This window comes from Pirellulales bacterium (assembly GCA_019694455.1).
In the GTDB taxonomy this organism is placed as follows: domain Bacteria; phylum Planctomycetota; class Planctomycetia; order Pirellulales; family JAEUIK01; genus JAIBBY01.
Genome location: JAIBBY010000074.1, coordinates 1 through 16,671, shown reverse-complemented (window position 1 = coordinate 16,671; position 16,671 = coordinate 1). Strand labels below are relative to the sequence as shown.

The following is a 16,671-nucleotide window of genomic DNA, read 5'->3' as shown; positions in this document are numbered from 1 at the left end:
TGATGGGCGGCGAAGGTTTCGAACGCGGCGCCGTCGTCCGCGCGGTAGGCGCGGATCACCGCGTCGTCGCCGCCGGCGACGAGCAAAAGATTGTTGGGCGAAAACGCCAAGGCGCGCACGGGAAGGTCATGCTTGGGCGCTTCGGCCTGCGCGGCGGCAAGCTGAGCGGTGATGCTGTCGGCGATCGCCGCGGACTTGTCGAAGCTCTCTTTGCGCAAGGGAAGCGTTTGCTCAGCAATTGCCAGCGAGCGCTGCGCCTCGGCGACCGATTTCTCCGCGGAGTTCTTGTTGGCTAGAGCGGCTTGCGCGGCGTCAGCAGCTTCCTTAGCCGCCTTGTCGGCGGCGGCCTTGGCATCGGTGGTGGTTTTGACGGCCGCCTCGGCGGTGACGAAGGCCTGCTCGTCGACGGTCTTTTTCTCCGTGGCCGCGGCGAGCGCGGTTTTCTTCTCTTCAACAAATTTGGCGATCGCCGCTGTCAGCGATTTGGCGCCTTCATTCATGGCGGTGGTGTCGGCGGACAGCTTTTGGGCGGTGTTGTTCGCCGCCGCGAGCGACTGATCGGCTCCCATCGCATCGACAGCGGTCTTGGTGGCCAGCGCCAAGGCGCCGGTGGCAGCGAGCGCGGTGGCCTGAGCGTCGGCGGCGGCTTGGGCCTTGGCGCCGGCGTCGCTGGCCAACGCGACGGCGGTGGTGAGATCGGCGACCAGCTTATCGTTGGCCGACTTGGCGTCGGTAAGGGTCTTGGCCAAGGCGGCCGCGTCGGCGGCGCTTTTGGCGGCGACGGCTTGAGCCTCGGCGGCCGTTTTCGATTTTGCTTCCGCCTCGGCCAGCGCCGCGATCATCTTTTGTTGATTATCGTTGGCGGTTTGCACGGCGGCGGCACGATCGGTCTTGTCCTTTTCCGCGGCGGCGAGCGCCGCCTGTGCGGCGGTGGCATTGCCCTTGGCGACTTCGAGGCGCGTGATCTCCCGTGCCACAAGTTGCTGCAACTTGAAGTCTCCCTTAAACTCGGCAAGTTGTGCGAGATCGCTGGTTTGCCAGAGTCGCACTAGGTTATTGCTCATGGCGGCGGCGATTCGTGCGCCATCGGGTCGGATGGCAAGCGCTGTGACGGGCGCCCCAAGATCGAGTTTGCGGACTTCTCCGCCGGTCGCCAGTTCCCACTGGCGCAATGCGCCGTCGTCGCCAGCGGAAACGATCTGCGTGGTTCCGGGCAGGGATTCGATCGCGGTGACGCGGCCGGCATGTCCGGCCAATCGGCGGTCGGCGCTGAACGTTTCCACGCGCAAACCAGTCTCGGCGGTCGCTGCCAATACGCGATCGGCGAGCGACGCCAGGGCAGTGACTGGCTTCTGAGTCGGCGGCAGCACTTGCAGCGTGGTTGCGGTGGCCAGATCGGCGACGACGATCGCTCCGGTTTCGGTCGCCAACAGCGCCAATCGCCCATCGGCGGAAAGGACAATGTGTTGGGGCTTGCCGGCGACGCCAGTCAAGTCGGCGGCCGTCAGCGCCGCCCCGTCCGCGGCGTTCCACACGCGGAGATGTCCATCGTCGCCAATTGTGCCGAGGTGTCGGCCATCGGCGGTGAGCACCAGGCCGCGCGTCGGCGCCCCGTGCTGCGCGGTGTATCGGCGAGCGCCGTCGGCGGTCGCGATCGCGACAATCGAACCATCCTGGCCGGCAGCGTAGATTGTCGCCGCATCGGCACTGATGGCCAAGCCCGTTGGCGCGGGCGCTGCGGAGAATTGACCTATGACCTTGAGCGGAACGCTGCCCGCAACGGCGCCTTCGAGACTCCAGGTGGTCGCTTTGCCATCTTGTGAAGCGGCGATGATTTGCGGCGCCGATGGATGCCAAACCAGATGTTGAGCGGCGGCTGGCCCGGCGCCGACCAGCGGCGGTTGATCGGCGGTGAGATTCCAAACGCGAATTTGCCCGTCGGCGGCGCTGGTGGCCAGATGATTGCCATCGAGGCTGAAGGCGAGCGCGATCAAGGGAGTGGTATGAGCCGGAAGCGAGCGGATCGGCTGGCCGGTGGCGAGATCAATGATGTGTGCTGCGCCATCGTCGCCGGCATAGGCGAGTCGTTTACCATCGGCGCTTTTAGCAAGCGTTTTGGCAACGGAGGGTAGAGTCATGGGACTACCGGCTGCGCCGGGAAGTCGCCAGGTGATGATCGCGCCGTCGGCGCCACCCGTGATGAGTTGCGCGCCGTCGGCGGATAGCGCCAGTGCGGATAGGGGACTGCCGGCCTGGACGACCGCGACTGTCGCGCTGGACGCGATATCCCAAATGCGCAAGGTCTTGTCTTCGCTGGCGGAGAACAAGCGCGCGCTATCTGGCGAGAAGCGGATGGAATGGATGCTTGCGGCGTGCCCTGCCAATGTGCCGCGCGGCTCGCGCGTGGCGGCGTCGAAGAGGCGAATCGAATTGTCGGCGCCAACCGCCGCCAGCCATTTTTGATCGGAACTGATGGCAAAGTCGTCCAGCGGCGTTTTTTCGACCGCCAGTTCCCAGCGGCGCACATCGCGCGGCCGCTGCCACAACTTCACGGCGCGATAGTCGCCGGAGGCCAGGGTGTAGCCATCAGGACTGAAGGCGAGGCTATGCACGAGATCACGATGGGCCACGCCGGGCTGTTTGTAGAGAACGCCGTCGATGAGGGCCGGATCGGTAAGCTGACAGAGAAAGCGGCCAGTGGGAAGGTGATAGACAAAGACTTGATTCGCGCGACCGCAGGCGGCGAATTGGCCATCCGGCGTGACGGCCACCGCGTAGATGGGATTCACGCCTGCGGGGAGTGGTTGCCAGTTGATGGCGGCCGCGCGATTCTTCACTTCTCCCTTGGCGCCTTGTTGAATCCAAAGCTTGATGAGCCCCAGTTGGTCCGGGGTGAGCGGCACGGCGCCAACCTTGTTATCGGCTGGCGGCATGAGGGGTTCGCTCTGATGGCTGGCCACGAGCAGCAGTGTGCTTTCGTCAGGCTTGCCGGGTTCGACGGCCGCGCCGCTGGCGCCCCCTTGAAGAATTGTGGTGGGGGTTTCGAGAACCAGTTCCCCTTTCTTCGTCGCATGATTGTGGCAGGCGGTGCAGTTCTGCTTGAGGATGGGCAGGATTTCGGCCTCAAAATCAACCGGTCCGTCGTGTTTCACTTCGGCGATGGCGATTGGCGCGGAGTCTTCCGCGCGGGCTGCGCCGATCGGCAACAACCATGACACTGATGCCAGCATCCATGACAACGTGGATAACCGTCGTGAGTCCATGCGGGGGGCTCGCTCAACTACGAATGGGTTACTTCTGTACGACAATTGGAATGGGCTGATGCAGCACGACTGGTTGTCCGCCGATATCGACCTGCGCCTGTACGGCAACATGCGCGCGGGCCCCTTCGGCGGCGTCGGCGGCCGCTTGAATCACCAGTTTGCCTTCGACTTGGTCCGCCGCAACGGCGACTGCGGCCGCGCTGATGCCAACCGTGCCATCCGGCAGGTACAAGCCAAGCGTGACGGGACCGGCGAAGCCGTTACGCCGAGTAATCTTCACCGGCACTTCAATGGTCGCGCCTTGCTTGATCGCGCCGCCAGCCGGCGGCGCGGCGGCCAACGTCAGCGGACCGGGAGCAATGCTAATCGTGATCGGCGTCGAAGCGTCGACGACATTCACCGGCTGCTTGTTGGAGCCATCGGCGGCCTTGGTGAAGGGGACCTGCGTGGTCGACTGGACGTAAATGGTGTAGGCGCCGGGTGGGGCATCGGGCTGCGCGAACAAGTAGAGCGCCGCCTCCTTCTGGTCGGCCGCAACGGTGATCGCCTCGTTTTGCACATTGCCGGGCAGATTGACGGCGGTCAGCGCCAGCGCGCCGGCGAAGTCGCCGCGTCGCGTGGCGGCCAGCGGCAACTTGATCCAGGCGCTCTGCGGCACGCCGATCTGTGGCGTGGCGCAACTCAACAAGTAGGGCGCCGTATGCGCGACTGACATGGATACGTCGTGGGCCAAACGGGAAATGCCAGGTTGATTAACCGCTGTGAATCGCACGGTCGCGGGGCGAACTTCGCGCGAGATTTCCACATCGCCGATCTTTGCCTTGCCAACAAGGTGTAAGGGACCAGTCCAATCCGCGGCGCCTTCGGTTGATGTGAACACCAGCGAAGTGCTCGGCTGTCCTGGACCAATGACCGCTGGCGGACAGGAGACGCCGTCGGGCAGGCCTTCGACAGTTACGGTGATTTCGCCGCCGAAGCCGTCTTGACGCAGCGCGAAGACGCGGAGCGTGTCGGTTCCGCCCTTTCGCAATAGATTGGTCCAAGGTTGTGGGGCCTGTAGGCCGTTGATGGGAAACTCGGCCAGCGCCACAAGCCGAAAATCAGGCGACTCGCGGCGGATGGCGAGACGGTAGACGAGCGCCGGGTGAGCGCGCGTTTCCGAATAGAGGTCGCGCACGGCCACGCGATACTCAGCGTCGGCTGGGCAAGCAAGTCGAAACACCGGGTCGCCGGCGGCGGTATTGAACGCCTGTCCGCCAACATTTGCCGGAGCATCGTCTTCGGCCTTAAGCTCCGTGATTTGCGGCTCCCCCTTTTCGTTTTTAGTCACCTGCTGGATGACGAGCAGGGGATCGGCGGGGACACCAAGCCGCTGCGAATAGATTTCGATCCAGTAGACCTCATCTTTCTTGCCGTTAAAGGAGAACACGTCGAGATCGGCGAGTTGGGCGAACTGGCCCATACATTCGCAAGGTGGCGTCACGACTTGCGGCGGATCGGCGTTCGGCTCTTGTTCAAGAACGATCGGCGCTGTTGCAAATGAAACAAGCACGGGATTCGACGTGCCGGCGGGGCCGCTCAGTCGATAGTTGACGCCATCAAGCGCGGCCGATGGGGGTTCGATCGGCACGTCGAGGGCGAGACGCTGCCGCGTTGCCTCATCGGCGGGTAGTTCGAGTTCGACGGCGAGCATTTCCAGTGGCCGCCCGTCGGCGGAACCTAGTTCCGTCGGTTGGCCGCCGGGGAGATTGCGACCGTAGATCGTGACGGGCGTCTTCACGCCGGACTGCACCGCGGGCGGAAAGACAAAGTCGATATAGGGCGCCGACGAGATGCTGATGCGGTAGGTGTAATCGGGGCCGCCGCGGTATTGATGGTCGAAGACCTTGAGCCGGTATTCACCATCGGTTGGCACGGCGAAGTCGAAAAGCGCGTCGTGATGATTGAATTCGCGACCGGAATCGAGCAGGTGACCTTGCGCGTCGTAGAGATCGAACGAAACATCCATGCGCGAGTCGACGCGCTCGGCCCAGGCGTCGATGATCAGCCGCGCGCCCTTCGTTGCGGTAAAACGAAACCAATCGACATCCTTGGCTGGTTCGGCGCGGCCATTGGCCCACGAGTTGATGGGGATCTCGGTGGCTTGCTCGGCCGCTTGGTTCGGCTCGACTTCCAAGGTCTCGGCCCGATCGCCGATGGCAAAGCACTTGGGATTGGAAATGCCATAGGCGCCGACAGCCCGCAGTTCGTACATGCCGGGGGGCACGTCGGCGGCGATCGTGACATGGAACTGGTTGGCGACCGGTTGCGGCTGTGGTTGCCCCTCGACGGCCTGTGTCTTTTGAGTGGCGGTAATGCCTGGATGCGTGAATTGAAGTTGGTTGACCCCTTCGAGGTCGATGCCGGCGGTGATGGTCAGGTCGAGTTCGGCGCCAGCACGTCCGCCGGCGGGAAAGATGGCGGTGATTCGCGTGGCAGGTAGTTGCGCGGCGACCGGAGCGGCGCCCAAAAAGCAAATGATCGCCGCGAGTAGGGCTGGCCGCTGGATGCGTAAGCGCTTTGGGGTGCGGCCGACGGCAATGACCATCGGTTCATTCCTGGCAGGCTAGTGGCGGAAAGGAAAGACGCAGCGAGCAGGGGTGATCGAATGCTGGCGAGACAGGGGTGGGATGCGGACGTACGGCAGGCAAGGGGGAGCGGCCGATCTGTCGGCCTGCGCGGGCTACTATAACCCACGGCGCGGCGAGAAGAAACAAGATAGGCAGGTTTTGTTGACCTTTGGGCTGGCGGGCGATTGTGGACCTGGGGGGCCTACAATACGGAAAATCGCTACGATTGCGTGATGGTCGCCGCGGCGACTGTCCGAAGAAAACAAGGCATTGCCTGTATCCGCCGCGCGGGGGCGTCGAGCCGCGCGCGAGGCGCTAGAAACTAGGGAAGGAACTGCTCGATGGCGCTGAAGTTCAATCGCAAATGCCTGCTCACGTCGCTCTCTATGCCGCTCGCCATGGTTTCGCTGGCGATGGCCGCACCGCCGCCGCTCGAACAGGCGCTGAAACTCGCCCCGATACAGCGCGATGTGGAATATGCCCAGCCGACCGCCGAAGAGGCGGCCAAATGCGCCATTCAGGCCGAGTCGATTGGCGATGGCAAGGGCTGGGTCGTGCGCGATGCTAGCGGGCAGGTGCTGCGCAAGTTTGTCGACACGAACAGCGACAATGTGGTTGACCAATGGAGTTACTACCGCGATGGACTCGAGGTCTATCGCGATATCGACCTCAACAACAATGGCAAAGCGGATCAATACCGCTGGTTGAACACCGCGGGGAGTCGCTGGGCGCAAGACACGAACGAAGACGGCAAAATCGATGCCTGGAAAACGATTTCGGCCGAGGAAGTTTCGGCCGAATTCGTGCGTGCCTTGATGGACGGCGACGACGAGCGTTTTGGCCGCTTGTTGCTTACCGAAGCTGAATTGAAGGAACTAGGTTTAGGCGAGGAAAAAGCGAAGGAAATCGCCGGCAAGCTGCAGTCGGCGATCACTGAATTTCGCGAGTCCGCGCGTACCCAAAAGCTGGTGTCTCCCAAGTCGGAGTGGGTGCAATTTGCCGCGACACGACCGGGTATCGTTCCCAGCGGCACCCAAGGTTCGACTAAGGATCTGTTGGTTTACGAGAACGTGGCGGCTTTGATCGACGGCGAGAACAAGCCAAGCCAGGTGCCGGTTGGCACATTAGTGCAGGTGGGAACCACATGGCGATTGATCGCCATGCCCGTACTCGACGGACAATTGGCCCACTCGGAGTTGCCGCAGTTCTTTCAGCCGTATCTCAAACCAAACTTCGACGAGCAACAGGCGCAGGCGCCAGACACCAAGGTGCAGGAACTGCTTGCCAAGCTGGAAAAGCTGGATCAGGAAGCGACGAAGGCCGGCCCTGAACAGTTGGGGGCGCTAAATACGCAACGGGTAGACATCCTGGAACTGCTGACCGACGCGGCCAGCACCGACGAAGAGCGCAGCCAGTGGCGTCGCCAACTTGCCGACACCATCAGCGCGGCGGTGCAGTCAGGGGCCTTTCCCGATGGCGTGGCGCGGCTTGGCGTGCTGTATGACAAGCTGCGCAAGGAGGGTGGGAACGAGGATTTAGCGGGCTACGTGCGTTTTCGCAGTTTGACAGCCGAGTATGGCCAAAGCCTGCAGGACGAGAAGGCCGACTTCGCCAAGATCCAAGAGAAATGGCTGGCTGATTTGGAGCAGTACATCACCGAGTATCCCAAGTGTTCGGACACCAGCGAGGCGCTATTGCAGTTGGCAATCGCCAAAGAGTTCGCCGGCCAGGAAGATGGCGCGAAGGAATATTACCAGCGAATTGTGAGCGACTTTGGGCAGTCGACGGCGGCGCCTAAGGCAGCAGGCGCCACGCGGCGACTCGATTCGGTCGGCAAACCAATTGTTCTGCGTGGGATGGGAACAAACGGCAAGACAGTCGACTTGGCGCAGTACAAGGGGCGGACTGTACTCATTCAGTACTGGGCCACCTGGTGTCAGCCCTGCAAGGCCGACATGTTGCAGCTCAAGGATTTACAGGCCAAGTACGGCAAGGCCGGCTTTTCGGTGGTGGGCGTCAACCTCGACACCGACAAACAGGATCTGGCGGCGTTTCTCAAAGAGAATCCGCTGCCGTGGGCCCAAATCTACGAACCGGGCGGACTGGACAGCCGGCTGGCCAACGAGCTGGGCATCTTGACATTGCCAACCATGATTCTGGTCGACAAGCAGGGGAACGTGGTGAATCGCAACATCCACGTTACCCAGATTGAGAATGATCTGAAGCAGCAGCTTAAGTAACTCGCTGCGACAAGAGCCGACGTCAAAGAAATAGCCCCGGCGCCGCGGTCGAGTGAAGAGACTCGACAAACGGCGCCGGGGCTTCCTGCTTGTACTGCGGGCTTGTGCTGCGTTATGTCAAACGTGGCGGCCGGAATCGGCTACCACGACCAATGCTTGTTACGGCGCCGATTCAAACCAGGACCAGGGGCGGCCTGGGCGCGCTTCTTCTTTCGATTCGTCAGTTTTGGGGTACGTCGCTGGCGGTACTCTCGGTTCTTTTGCTCGGCCGATTGATACTCAGCGCCCTCGGCTTCGTATTCCCATTCCGCGTGCATTGGCTACTCCTTGTGCTGGAAACCACGTTCTAGCGCCACTTGGCGCTTGACTGTTCCCGTTGCAAAAGCAACCAACGCGCCCGGCCAGGCCGCCAATACGAAATGCAATTAGAGAGATAGCAGCTAACACGCTGTCGCTGCGCTGGTTAGCGATTTTGAGAAACGGTCGATTTTCCTCGTCGGCGCTCGGTGGGCCGCCGGCGCGCTTCCCTGGTCTGGTGAGGGGGCGACAGGCCTCTGTAAGCCGCGAGACGCTCACGGGTTACGGCGCGGCGGGCTGACTGTTGCGACAATTTGACGCGGATGCCGCGTGCTAACCGATGCCGTCTAAAGAACTTGCGATCAGTCACCAACTCGGGGATCAGTTTCACCATTTTGGTGAAATGCGCAGCATGAACCGCGGCGCGCAGCGAGAGCGGGACACGCTGCGTACACGCGCAAAAAACGATGCGGAAATGATGGTGCGCCGCTTGAAGAGAACGGGCTCTCTAGTTCGTCAAGCAGGTGTGCGCGCGTGCGAACGCTGAGCAAGCGTGCGAGGCGAACTGAATTGGCATCAAGAAGCGCAAACGTCTACTGCCGCTTTCCTTGCGACGAGCAGATGGATGCTTACATTAGCGCTGCTCCAAGGCAGATGTCGGGCGGCAATGGTCCGGTGATCGCCGTCCGAAGTGAAAAAATCTAGCAAACATGGATGCCCTCGGTGTGCGTGCAAGAAGCCTCTTCTGTCGCACCCGTCGCTGCACTCCTTTGACGGTCGGGGTCATCGTCGCCTGGGTAATTTGCAAAGACCATGCCAACCCCAATGGGGCATGTGAAGTTGTAAGGGTTACTTGAACTGCACCGAGTCGCGAGCTGGGTCGCTCATCGCGGCAATCGCCGCAAACGATGCAGCGAACAGACCTTGCCGAATTCGGCGGATTGCCCTAAAAATTCGCCGCCTTGCGGGCATGAGATTCGCTCTATGTCCGCGGACCTTCTCTCAAGGCATGGATGACTTGAGACGGCCCATCTATTTTCACCCGACACGAATGGAATCGGTCGATGGTTGAAACCACCGAGCTTGCCCCGTCGTTTTTGTTTCTCGGTTTGATCCAGCTTGCCGGTGTGGTCAGCGCGATTGCCGCGCACCGCAGCAGCGGCACCGCGAGCCAAGGATTCTGCCAACTCATTTCGCTCGCCTGCATGGGGTTTGCTGGCCTGAGCGCGCTACTCAGCTTGAGCGCGGAGCCCGGCAAGAGCCTGTTCTGCGGCGCCTTCCTGGCGGTGACCATGCTGACGGCGACCTTCGATCGCTGTGGTTTTGGCCTGGCGCCCGCCACCAGTGGCGAGTGACCTGCAAGCGGCAATGCTATCGTCAACGAGGCGTTGCTGGTTTGGGCAGGCTGCGGCAAGTTCCCCGGCTGAGTGATTGGCGGCCGGCCGCAAATTCCAAAAAATACTTCCTCTCCGCGCAATCGCGAACCGACACCTAATGATGCGGGTGAACGGTACGCGAAGACTCCCCGCGAAACGTCACGATCGGCGCAGGGCCGATCGCTTGGACGATTCGCCTGAGATTCTCGTGGCACGCCACTCGCCAGCTCCTGGCCGGGAGGTTCCTTCGGCTGGAGCCAAGCAACCGCAGCCGCTTCACTGCGGCGGCAGCGACGTGGTCGGCGCATGCCGCCGAGAATCCAGCACGAAACAGGGAGGCCTCAGACCATGAGAATCGCCATCTTCGCAGCGTTGGCTGTCGCCGCGCTGGCGAGCGTGCCGACGGCGCACGGCGGCAATCGCGAGATTGCGTTGCAGATCGGCAAGGATCTCCGCGCCAGCGGACAACTGACCGACTACAACATCAGCGTCAAATACAAAGACGGCACCGCCTGGCTTTCGGGCCGGGTAAGCAACGAACAACAGCTCGAAACTGCGCTTTCGCTGGCCCAACAGTGCGAGGACGTGACGCGGGTTGTGAATCAGCTTCAGGTTGGCCGCGGTGGCCAGCGGGCCCGGGGGAGCATGCGGATGCCGCGGCCAGGCGTCCGGCACGCCAGTGCCGAGCAATACGCCGACAGCAGCGCTCCGGAACTGATGCCGGCCAATGCTCCGCGGATGCCGATGCCGGCGCACCGCATGGCGCGGCGTCCGGTGCGCCGCGTGGATCACGTGGCCAATTGCCCTCCTGGCAGCGGTATGGTGGACGGCGGCATGATGGATGGTGGAATGGTTGACGGCGGCATGGTCGGTGGCGGTCCGTTGCCGGCCACTGGCTACGGCGCCGCGGGTGGCGCCGCTCCGGCAATGTACGACAACCCGAGCATGCCTAACTATGCCTGGCCTAGCTACGCTGCTTACCCCAATTACGCGGCGCTGACCTACCCCAAGCAGTACTCGCCGACCGCCTGGCCGTACATTGGGCCGTTCTATCCCTATCCGCAGGTGCCGCTGGGCTGGCGGAAGGTGACCTTGGAATGGGACGACGGCTGGTGGTTCCTCGACTTCAAGGACTCCCCCTCCAACTGCTGGTAGTCTGAACGAAGTACTGATCGCACAAGCCTCCGCGGAAACGCGGGGGCTTTTTTTATGGACATGTCTTTGCCTAGCTTCGCGCCATTGCCGGCGCCAATTGGCGGTAGAACGCCAGCGTTTGCGTAATCGAAAAAAGCCGCAAGTTCGGCAAGGCTTCTCACGATAATTGAGACTGTCTGTGAAAAGCCCGGCGCATGGCGCGCCGCGCGATCCTGGCGAGTGAAGGCGACGGAAGGACCCGTCCATGACAAGGCAGCATCAGGCTCTGGGACTCGTTTTGGCGTTTGGCCTCTTGGCTGGCGCCACAGGCTGCACGGTCCACTCGGGTCCGTCGATCGGCCTCTTGGCGTATCCGATCCCGGTGTCGCCGTACTTCCAGAAGCGACTGGAAGACAAGGCCTGGAACCGTGAGCGTTACGAGCGGGTGCCGATCATGGGCCCGATCACGCAGGGCGGCCCGCCAATCGCGCTCGATCCGCCATCGCCCGACGAGGTGATGACCGCGCTGGAGCGTGCCCGCAGCGTACAAGGGGGCGTGCCCTTCTTGCATTCGGTGCATCGCGACAACGTGCGCATCGTGACCGAAAAGATCGCCGACTATGTCGATCCGGTGCGTGTTTACCCGTTGGTTGGCCCCGCGCAGCAGCACCATGCTCATTACAAGTGCGCGATCTATTTCACCGAGACGACGCGGGTGGGCTGGCCACTGCCGCACACGGTGCGCGACGAAGACACGATGGAAGTGGTGTACGTGGACCACAACCACTTGCACATCGTGGGCGCGAGCGACGACACGATGACGAGCAATTACTGATCGAGAGCCAGCGGCAAGGATGGCGCATGTCGAGTCGCGAAGTCTTTCACGCTGGACCGCGCTCGGGGCATCGACGGCGCCTTAGTCGCTTCTATTGGCCGCTGAGCCTGATGGCCGCGGCGCTGCTCGTTTCCGCCGCGCGGGCTGGCGACCATGCGAGCGATCAGTTCGCGGTGGGCGCCGCGCACTATTCGGCGGGGCGCTGGGCGCTGGCGACCGAGGAGTTCGAGGCGCTATTGGCCTCGGCGCCCTTGGACCCCAAGGCGGAACTGGCGCGCTTCTATCTGGCCGAGGCGCTGATGCAGCAAGGCAAGTACGCCGCGGCGCGGAATCATTACTGCGAATATCTGCGCCGGCATCCGGCCGGCAAGCACGCCACGCAGTGCGAGTTTCGCCAAGGGGAGGCGAGCTTCCTGGCGGGCGACCTGTCGGTGGCGCGCGGCGACCTGACGGCGTTCTTGAGGAAGCACGCCGACCATTCACTGCGCGTCTACGCGGCGGCCTACCTCGGCGATTGCGAGCTAGCGGATCGTGACTTTCCGTCGGCCGAGCGGCAATATCGCCAGGCGCTGGAGGGCGGCGCCGATTCGCCGGTCGCCGGCGCCGCACGACTGGGCCTGGCGCGCACCTTGGAGCGGGCTGGCAAGCCGCGCGAAGCCGCGGAGTTGTTTTCTGAACTAGCGCAATCGAATAGCGCCGTAGTAGCGCGCGAAGCGCGGTTTCACTTGGCGACGTGCGCCTACGCAGCCCAGGATTATGAAAAGGCGGTTGCGGCGGTCGACGCCTTGGAAAAGTCGGACCCGACCAGCAGCCTGGCGCCGAGGGCTCGGTTGCTACGCGGTTGGTCGCTTTATCAACTGGAGCAGTTCGACGCGGCGGCAGACCAGCTTAAGTCGCTGGCCAGCGATGAGACCGTGGCGGTCGAGGCGCGGTATTGGCTGGGGCTGACGCAAAAGCGGCAAAAGGAGTATGCCGCTGCGATCGCCACGCTGCGCTCGCTGGCTGCCGATCAGCCGAAGCATGAACTGGCCGCAGCAGTTCATTTTCATATTGGCGACGCGCTATTGGTATCGGGCGACACCGCTGGCGCCGACGCTGAGTTTCAACAGTTGCTCGACCATTGGAAGGGGAGCGAATGGGCCGACGACGCGCTATTGGGACGGGCACGGGCGGCGGCTACGCGCGGAGACATCGAAGTCATCACCGCTTGCCGCGCGCAGTATGAGTCGCAAGGCGCGGGTGACGCGCTGCGCGACGAGTTTCGCCGGGCGCTAGCGCGGGGGCAGATGGCGGCGGGCAACGCCGACGCCGCCATCGATGCTTGGCAGGAACTGGTGGAGGATCGCGCCACGCCCCGCGACTCGGACCGCAGCGCTTTGGCAGAGGCGTATCGCCGGGCGGGACGGCACAACGAGGCGATGGGCGTCTTGGACCATGCGGCAACTGACACGGATGAGTTGAACGAGCGGGCCTTGCTGACCCGTGGGCAGACGCTGGTCTCGATGGAGCGTTACGACGACGCATTAGCCTGCCTGGAGAAATATCTGACGGGTCCGAAGGGCGAGGCAAAGCGCGGCGCCGTCGCGATCGCGCGATCGCAGGCCGCGCTGTGCCAAATCAAACTCGGCAAGATCGACGAGGCGCGAGAGTCCATTGGCCGGCTGACATGGGACCAGGACGACGACAACGCCTGGATCGCCACGGCTCAATTGGCCGAGGCGGCGCTAGCGGCCGGCGAGACCGATTTCGCGGAAGAGTTGTTCGGCCGATTGACGGTGGACGGGGCGCCGGCCGAGTTTGTCGCGCGCGGTTTGTTCGGCCAAGCGCGAATCGCGGCGCGGGCCGAAAAGTACGAAGCAGCCGACGAGTGTCTGGCGGAGTTGTCCAAACGCTGCCCCGAATCGCCACTTGAGGGGGACGCGGCTTTGCTGCGGGCCGGGGTGTTGGAAAAGCTGGACCGAATCGACGAAGCGCTGCATTTGTATTTGCAAGTGCGCCGCACGCGCGAAGGGACGCCGCTGGCGGCGCGGGCCACCTATGGCGCGGCGCGAGCGCATCGGCGCGCAAGGCAATACGCCGAGGCGGCGAACTTGCTTGCGGAACTAGTCGAGCTGAGCGATCCGCCGGGTGGCCGCGACCAATTGTTGTATGAGCAAGGTTTGACGCTCGTGCAACTCGAACAGATCGACGGGGCGGCCAAGGTCTTCAACCACATTCATTGCGATCATCGCGACAGCGCGCATTGGGCCGACGCGACCTATCGCCTGGCGGAGTTTTCGCAACGCAAAGGGGACTACGACGCGGCCGGCCAATTGCTTGAGGATTTACTCAACGAACCACAGGCCAAGGCGCTTTGGGATTACGCGTTGTATCTGCGCGGGCAGATCGCCGCGGAGCAAGGGGAATGGACCAAATCGGCCGACCTGATGGAGCGCTTGCTCGCGGACTGTCCGGAGAGCAAGCTGCGGCCAGAAGCGAAATTTTGGCGGGCGGAAGCGCTGTTTCGCGCGGGCGACGTGGAGGGGGCGCGGCGCGCGTTCGATCGACTGGCCGGTGAGTTGGCCGACCACCCCACAAGCTGGCAACCGACAGTGCGATTGCGGCGTGCGCAGTTGATGGTGGCGCAAAAAGATTGGCCTGGCGCCCAGGAACTGCTCGAGGGATTTGACAGCGAGTATCCAGAATTTCAACAGCAGCACGAGGTCGATTACTTGCGCGGCCGCTGTCTGGCGAACGACGCGCTATTTGAGGAAGCGCGCGAGGCGTATCGCCAGGCGACGCGATCGGCCGCCGGCAAGACCGAAACGGCGGCGATGGCGCAGTGGATGATTGGCGAGACGTATTTTCATCAAAAAAACTATCGCGCCGCCATCAAAGAGTATTTGCGAGTCGAGATTTTGTACGCGTTTCCCACCTGGCAGGCCGCCGCGTTATTGCAGGCGGGCAAGTGCCACGAACTGTTGGGCGAGCGCGACGCCGCGGCCGAGTTGTTTGGCCGGCTGCTGAAGAGCTATCCAGAAACGGAATTCGCCGACGAGGCCGCTCGGCTGCTGTCGCTGGCCAGGCACGACGAAGCGACCAAACGCTCGTAGGACGGAAGATATGAACACGCGCAAGCAGATCGTTCGTGGGCTGCGGCAACTCGTGCTGTCGTGGGCAGTGCTCGGCGCGCTGGCGCTGGCTTTGGCTTCGCATGGCGCCGCGGCCAATGGGGCGGAGGAAGCCACAGCTAACGCAGCGGCGCAGAGGGCGGAGAGCGATTTTATCGAAACGCGGAATTTGATCGGCATCTTGCGCGATGGCGGTCTGGTGATGTTTCCGCTGTTCGGCTGTTCGCTGGTGCTGGTGGCGGTGGTCTTTGAAAGGACAATCTGCCTGCGACGCGGTCGCGTGGCGCCGGGCCCGTTTGTGAAGCGGTTCTTGCATCAGTTGCGCGAGGGAGAGCTTGATCCGCAAACGGCGCTGGGACTGTGCGAGGACAACGGCAGTCCCGTGGCGCAGGTGTTTGGCGCGGCGGTGCGCAAATGGGGGCGGCCAGGGGTCGAGGTGGAGCAGGCGATCCTGGACACCGGCGAGCGCAAGGCGAACGAATTGCGACGCTACTTGCGCGTGCTCAATGGGCTCTCGACGGTGACGCCGCTATTGGGACTGTTGGGAACGGTCATGGGCATCATCCGCTCGTTCAATGCGATCGCCGGCGCGGCGGCGATGGGCCGCCCCGAGGCGCTGGCGCACGGCATCGCCGAGGCGCTGATTACCACTGCCACCGGACTGGCGATCGCGATCCCGGCGCTGGTGGCTTACTTGTTCTTTTTGGGGCGCGTCGACCAGTTGATCATGCACATCGACGCATTGGGACAGGAGATTGTGAACATCATCTCCGCCGAAGGGAGCCGGCCGAGTGGCCGCGTGAAAGCGACGCGGGCCGCGCGGGACGCTGCCTAGTTTCTGCCCGGGCGAGGAGCATCTGCATGCCGCTCAAGACCACGACCGACGAGATGCCGGCGCTCAATCTCACGTCGATGATCGACGTGACGTTTGTGCTAATCATTTTTTTCATGGTCGGCACGCAGTTCATCAATCCCGAGCGCGACATCAATCTTGAGGTGCCGCAGGTCGGTTCGGCTGGCGCGCTTTCCGAGGCCCCGGCCCGCAAGGTGATCAATGTCTTTGAGGACGGGCGCATCGAGTTGGCGCAAGAATCGGTGACGCTCGACCAACTCGCCGCCCGGCTGAGCGCCTCGCGGGCGCAGTACGCCGATCTGGGCGTATTGGTGCGCGGTGACGCCCGGACCGATTTTCAGCGCGTGGCCGAAGTGCTCAACGCCTGCCGGCAGGCGGGCATCGCCGAGCTGGGGATCTCTGTGAAGGTGGCGCAGACCGCGAGGCGAACGCGTTGATTGCCAACGTCACCGCAAATTGGCAGCACGACGCGGGAGGCCCGCAATGGATGTGGTGGGCGCTGTGGATCGGCCTGGCGCTGCTGACGATCAGCCTTTTGGTGCTGATGAAGACGCGCTGGGGCCAGACACAGCCCTTGGGTAAGTGCCTCGCGCTGTCGCTGCTTGCGCACCTGTTGTTGGCCGGCTACGCCACCAGCGTGCAGATTGTGAACACCACATTTCGCGGCGGCGCCGATCATGTGGTGCGAGTCAGCGAAGTGGCGGGGGTAGACAACGCCTTGCCGGAGGTGCAAGACGTCGCCGATAGCGAACCCACAGCCGCGAAGCCGTGGGATTTGGCCGCCTCGGCCGCGGAGTTGCCAGAACTGCCAGAGCCCGAACCACGTGACGAGCCTTTGCCGGCCAACGAACCGCTGGCCGACGTGCCGCCCGACCCGGCGCCGCCGCTGGCAGCGCCCTTGGGGGCAACGCCGGGACCGATGAGCGTGGCCAACGAGCGCCCGCTGGTCGAGCG

The 16,671-nt window shown here is 63.2% G+C and carries 11 protein-coding genes; 8 read left to right on the top strand and 3 right to left on the bottom strand.

Annotation, left to right across the window (positions count from 1 at the left end):
- Together K1X71_19555 and K1X71_19550 are read right to left on the bottom strand one after the other, a co-directional pair.
- A partial coding sequence (locus K1X71_19555) for a hypothetical protein (protein MBX7075344.1) occupies positions 1–3,218 on the bottom strand: 3,218 nt, incomplete at its 3' end.
- A gap of 73 nt (positions 3,219–3,291) precedes the next feature.
- A complete protein-coding gene (locus tag K1X71_19550; GenBank protein ID MBX7075343.1) occupies positions 3,292–5,850 on the bottom strand; it encodes a PPC domain-containing protein in 2,559 nt (852 codons plus the stop codon).
- Between the two features lie 408 nt (positions 5,851–6,258).
- Between K1X71_19550 and K1X71_19545 the strand changes: the two genes are divergently transcribed.
- Positions 6,259–8,112 (top strand): redoxin family protein, encoded by a 1,854-nt coding sequence (locus K1X71_19545; GenBank protein MBX7075342.1) that lies wholly within the window; start codon positions 6,259–6,261, stop codon positions 8,110–8,112.
- Positions 8,113–8,252: 140 nt separating this feature from the next.
- Here the strand turns inward: K1X71_19545 and K1X71_19540 are convergent, their stop codons facing one another.
- The gene (locus tag K1X71_19540; GenBank protein MBX7075341.1) at positions 8,253–8,429 is read right to left on the bottom strand and encodes a hypothetical protein; all 177 of its coding nucleotides are present in this window, start codon (positions 8,427–8,429) and stop codon (positions 8,253–8,255) included.
- Between the two features lie 1,044 nt (positions 8,430–9,473).
- Here K1X71_19540 and K1X71_19535 point away from each other — a divergent pair.
- From K1X71_19535 to K1X71_19505, 7 genes are all read left to right on the top strand, one after another.
- The gene (locus tag K1X71_19535; protein MBX7075340.1) at positions 9,474–9,764 is read left to right on the top strand and encodes a hypothetical protein; all 291 of its coding nucleotides are present in this window, start codon (positions 9,474–9,476) and stop codon (positions 9,762–9,764) included.
- 369 nt (positions 9,765–10,133) lie between these two features.
- Entirely contained in the window at positions 10,134–10,940 is an 807-nt protein-coding gene (locus tag K1X71_19530) for a BON domain-containing protein (GenBank protein MBX7075339.1), read from the top strand.
- Between the two features lie 292 nt (positions 10,941–11,232).
- On the top strand, positions 11,233–11,754 hold the full coding sequence (locus tag K1X71_19525; protein MBX7075338.1) for a hypothetical protein: 522 nt from the start codon (positions 11,233–11,235) through the stop codon (positions 11,752–11,754).
- Positions 11,755–11,780: 26 nt separating this feature from the next.
- Positions 11,781–14,846 carry a tetratricopeptide repeat protein gene (locus tag K1X71_19520; protein MBX7075337.1) on the top strand — a complete coding sequence of 1,022 codons (3,066 nt, stop codon included), beginning with the start codon at positions 11,781–11,783 and terminating at the stop codon, positions 14,844–14,846.
- A gap of 10 nt (positions 14,847–14,856) precedes the next feature.
- Positions 14,857–15,699 carry a MotA/TolQ/ExbB proton channel family protein gene (locus K1X71_19515; protein ID MBX7075336.1) on the top strand — a complete coding sequence of 281 codons (843 nt, stop codon included), beginning with the start codon at positions 14,857–14,859 and terminating at the stop codon, positions 15,697–15,699.
- Between the two features lie 26 nt (positions 15,700–15,725).
- Positions 15,726–16,154 (top strand): biopolymer transporter ExbD, encoded by a 429-nt coding sequence (locus tag K1X71_19510; protein ID MBX7075335.1) that lies wholly within the window; start codon positions 15,726–15,728, stop codon positions 16,152–16,154.
- The coding region (locus tag K1X71_19505; GenBank protein ID MBX7075334.1) for a hypothetical protein at positions 16,151–16,671 on the top strand (521 nt) is incomplete at its 3' end. The genes K1X71_19510 and K1X71_19505, both read left to right, overlap by 4 nt.

Coding starts and splice junctions, on each gene's coding strand:
- K1X71_19540 (MBX7075341.1), bottom strand. CDS start 8,429: ATGCACGCGGAATGGGAATACGAAGCCGAGGGCGCTGAGTATCAATCG.
- K1X71_19510 (MBX7075335.1), top strand. CDS start 15,726: ATGCCGCTCAAGACCACGACCGACGAGATGCCGGCGCTCAATCTCACG.
- K1X71_19535 (MBX7075340.1), top strand. CDS start 9,474: ATGGTTGAAACCACCGAGCTTGCCCCGTCGTTTTTGTTTCTCGGTTTG.
- K1X71_19545 (MBX7075342.1), top strand. CDS start 6,259: ATGCCGCTCGCCATGGTTTCGCTGGCGATGGCCGCACCGCCGCCGCTC.
- K1X71_19520 (MBX7075337.1), top strand. CDS start 11,781: ATGTCGAGTCGCGAAGTCTTTCACGCTGGACCGCGCTCGGGGCATCGA.
- K1X71_19515 (MBX7075336.1), top strand. CDS start 14,857: ATGAACACGCGCAAGCAGATCGTTCGTGGGCTGCGGCAACTCGTGCTG.
- K1X71_19550 (MBX7075343.1), bottom strand. CDS start 5,850: ATGGTCATTGCCGTCGGCCGCACCCCAAAGCGCTTACGCATCCAGCGG.
- K1X71_19530 (MBX7075339.1), top strand. CDS start 10,134: ATGAGAATCGCCATCTTCGCAGCGTTGGCTGTCGCCGCGCTGGCGAGC.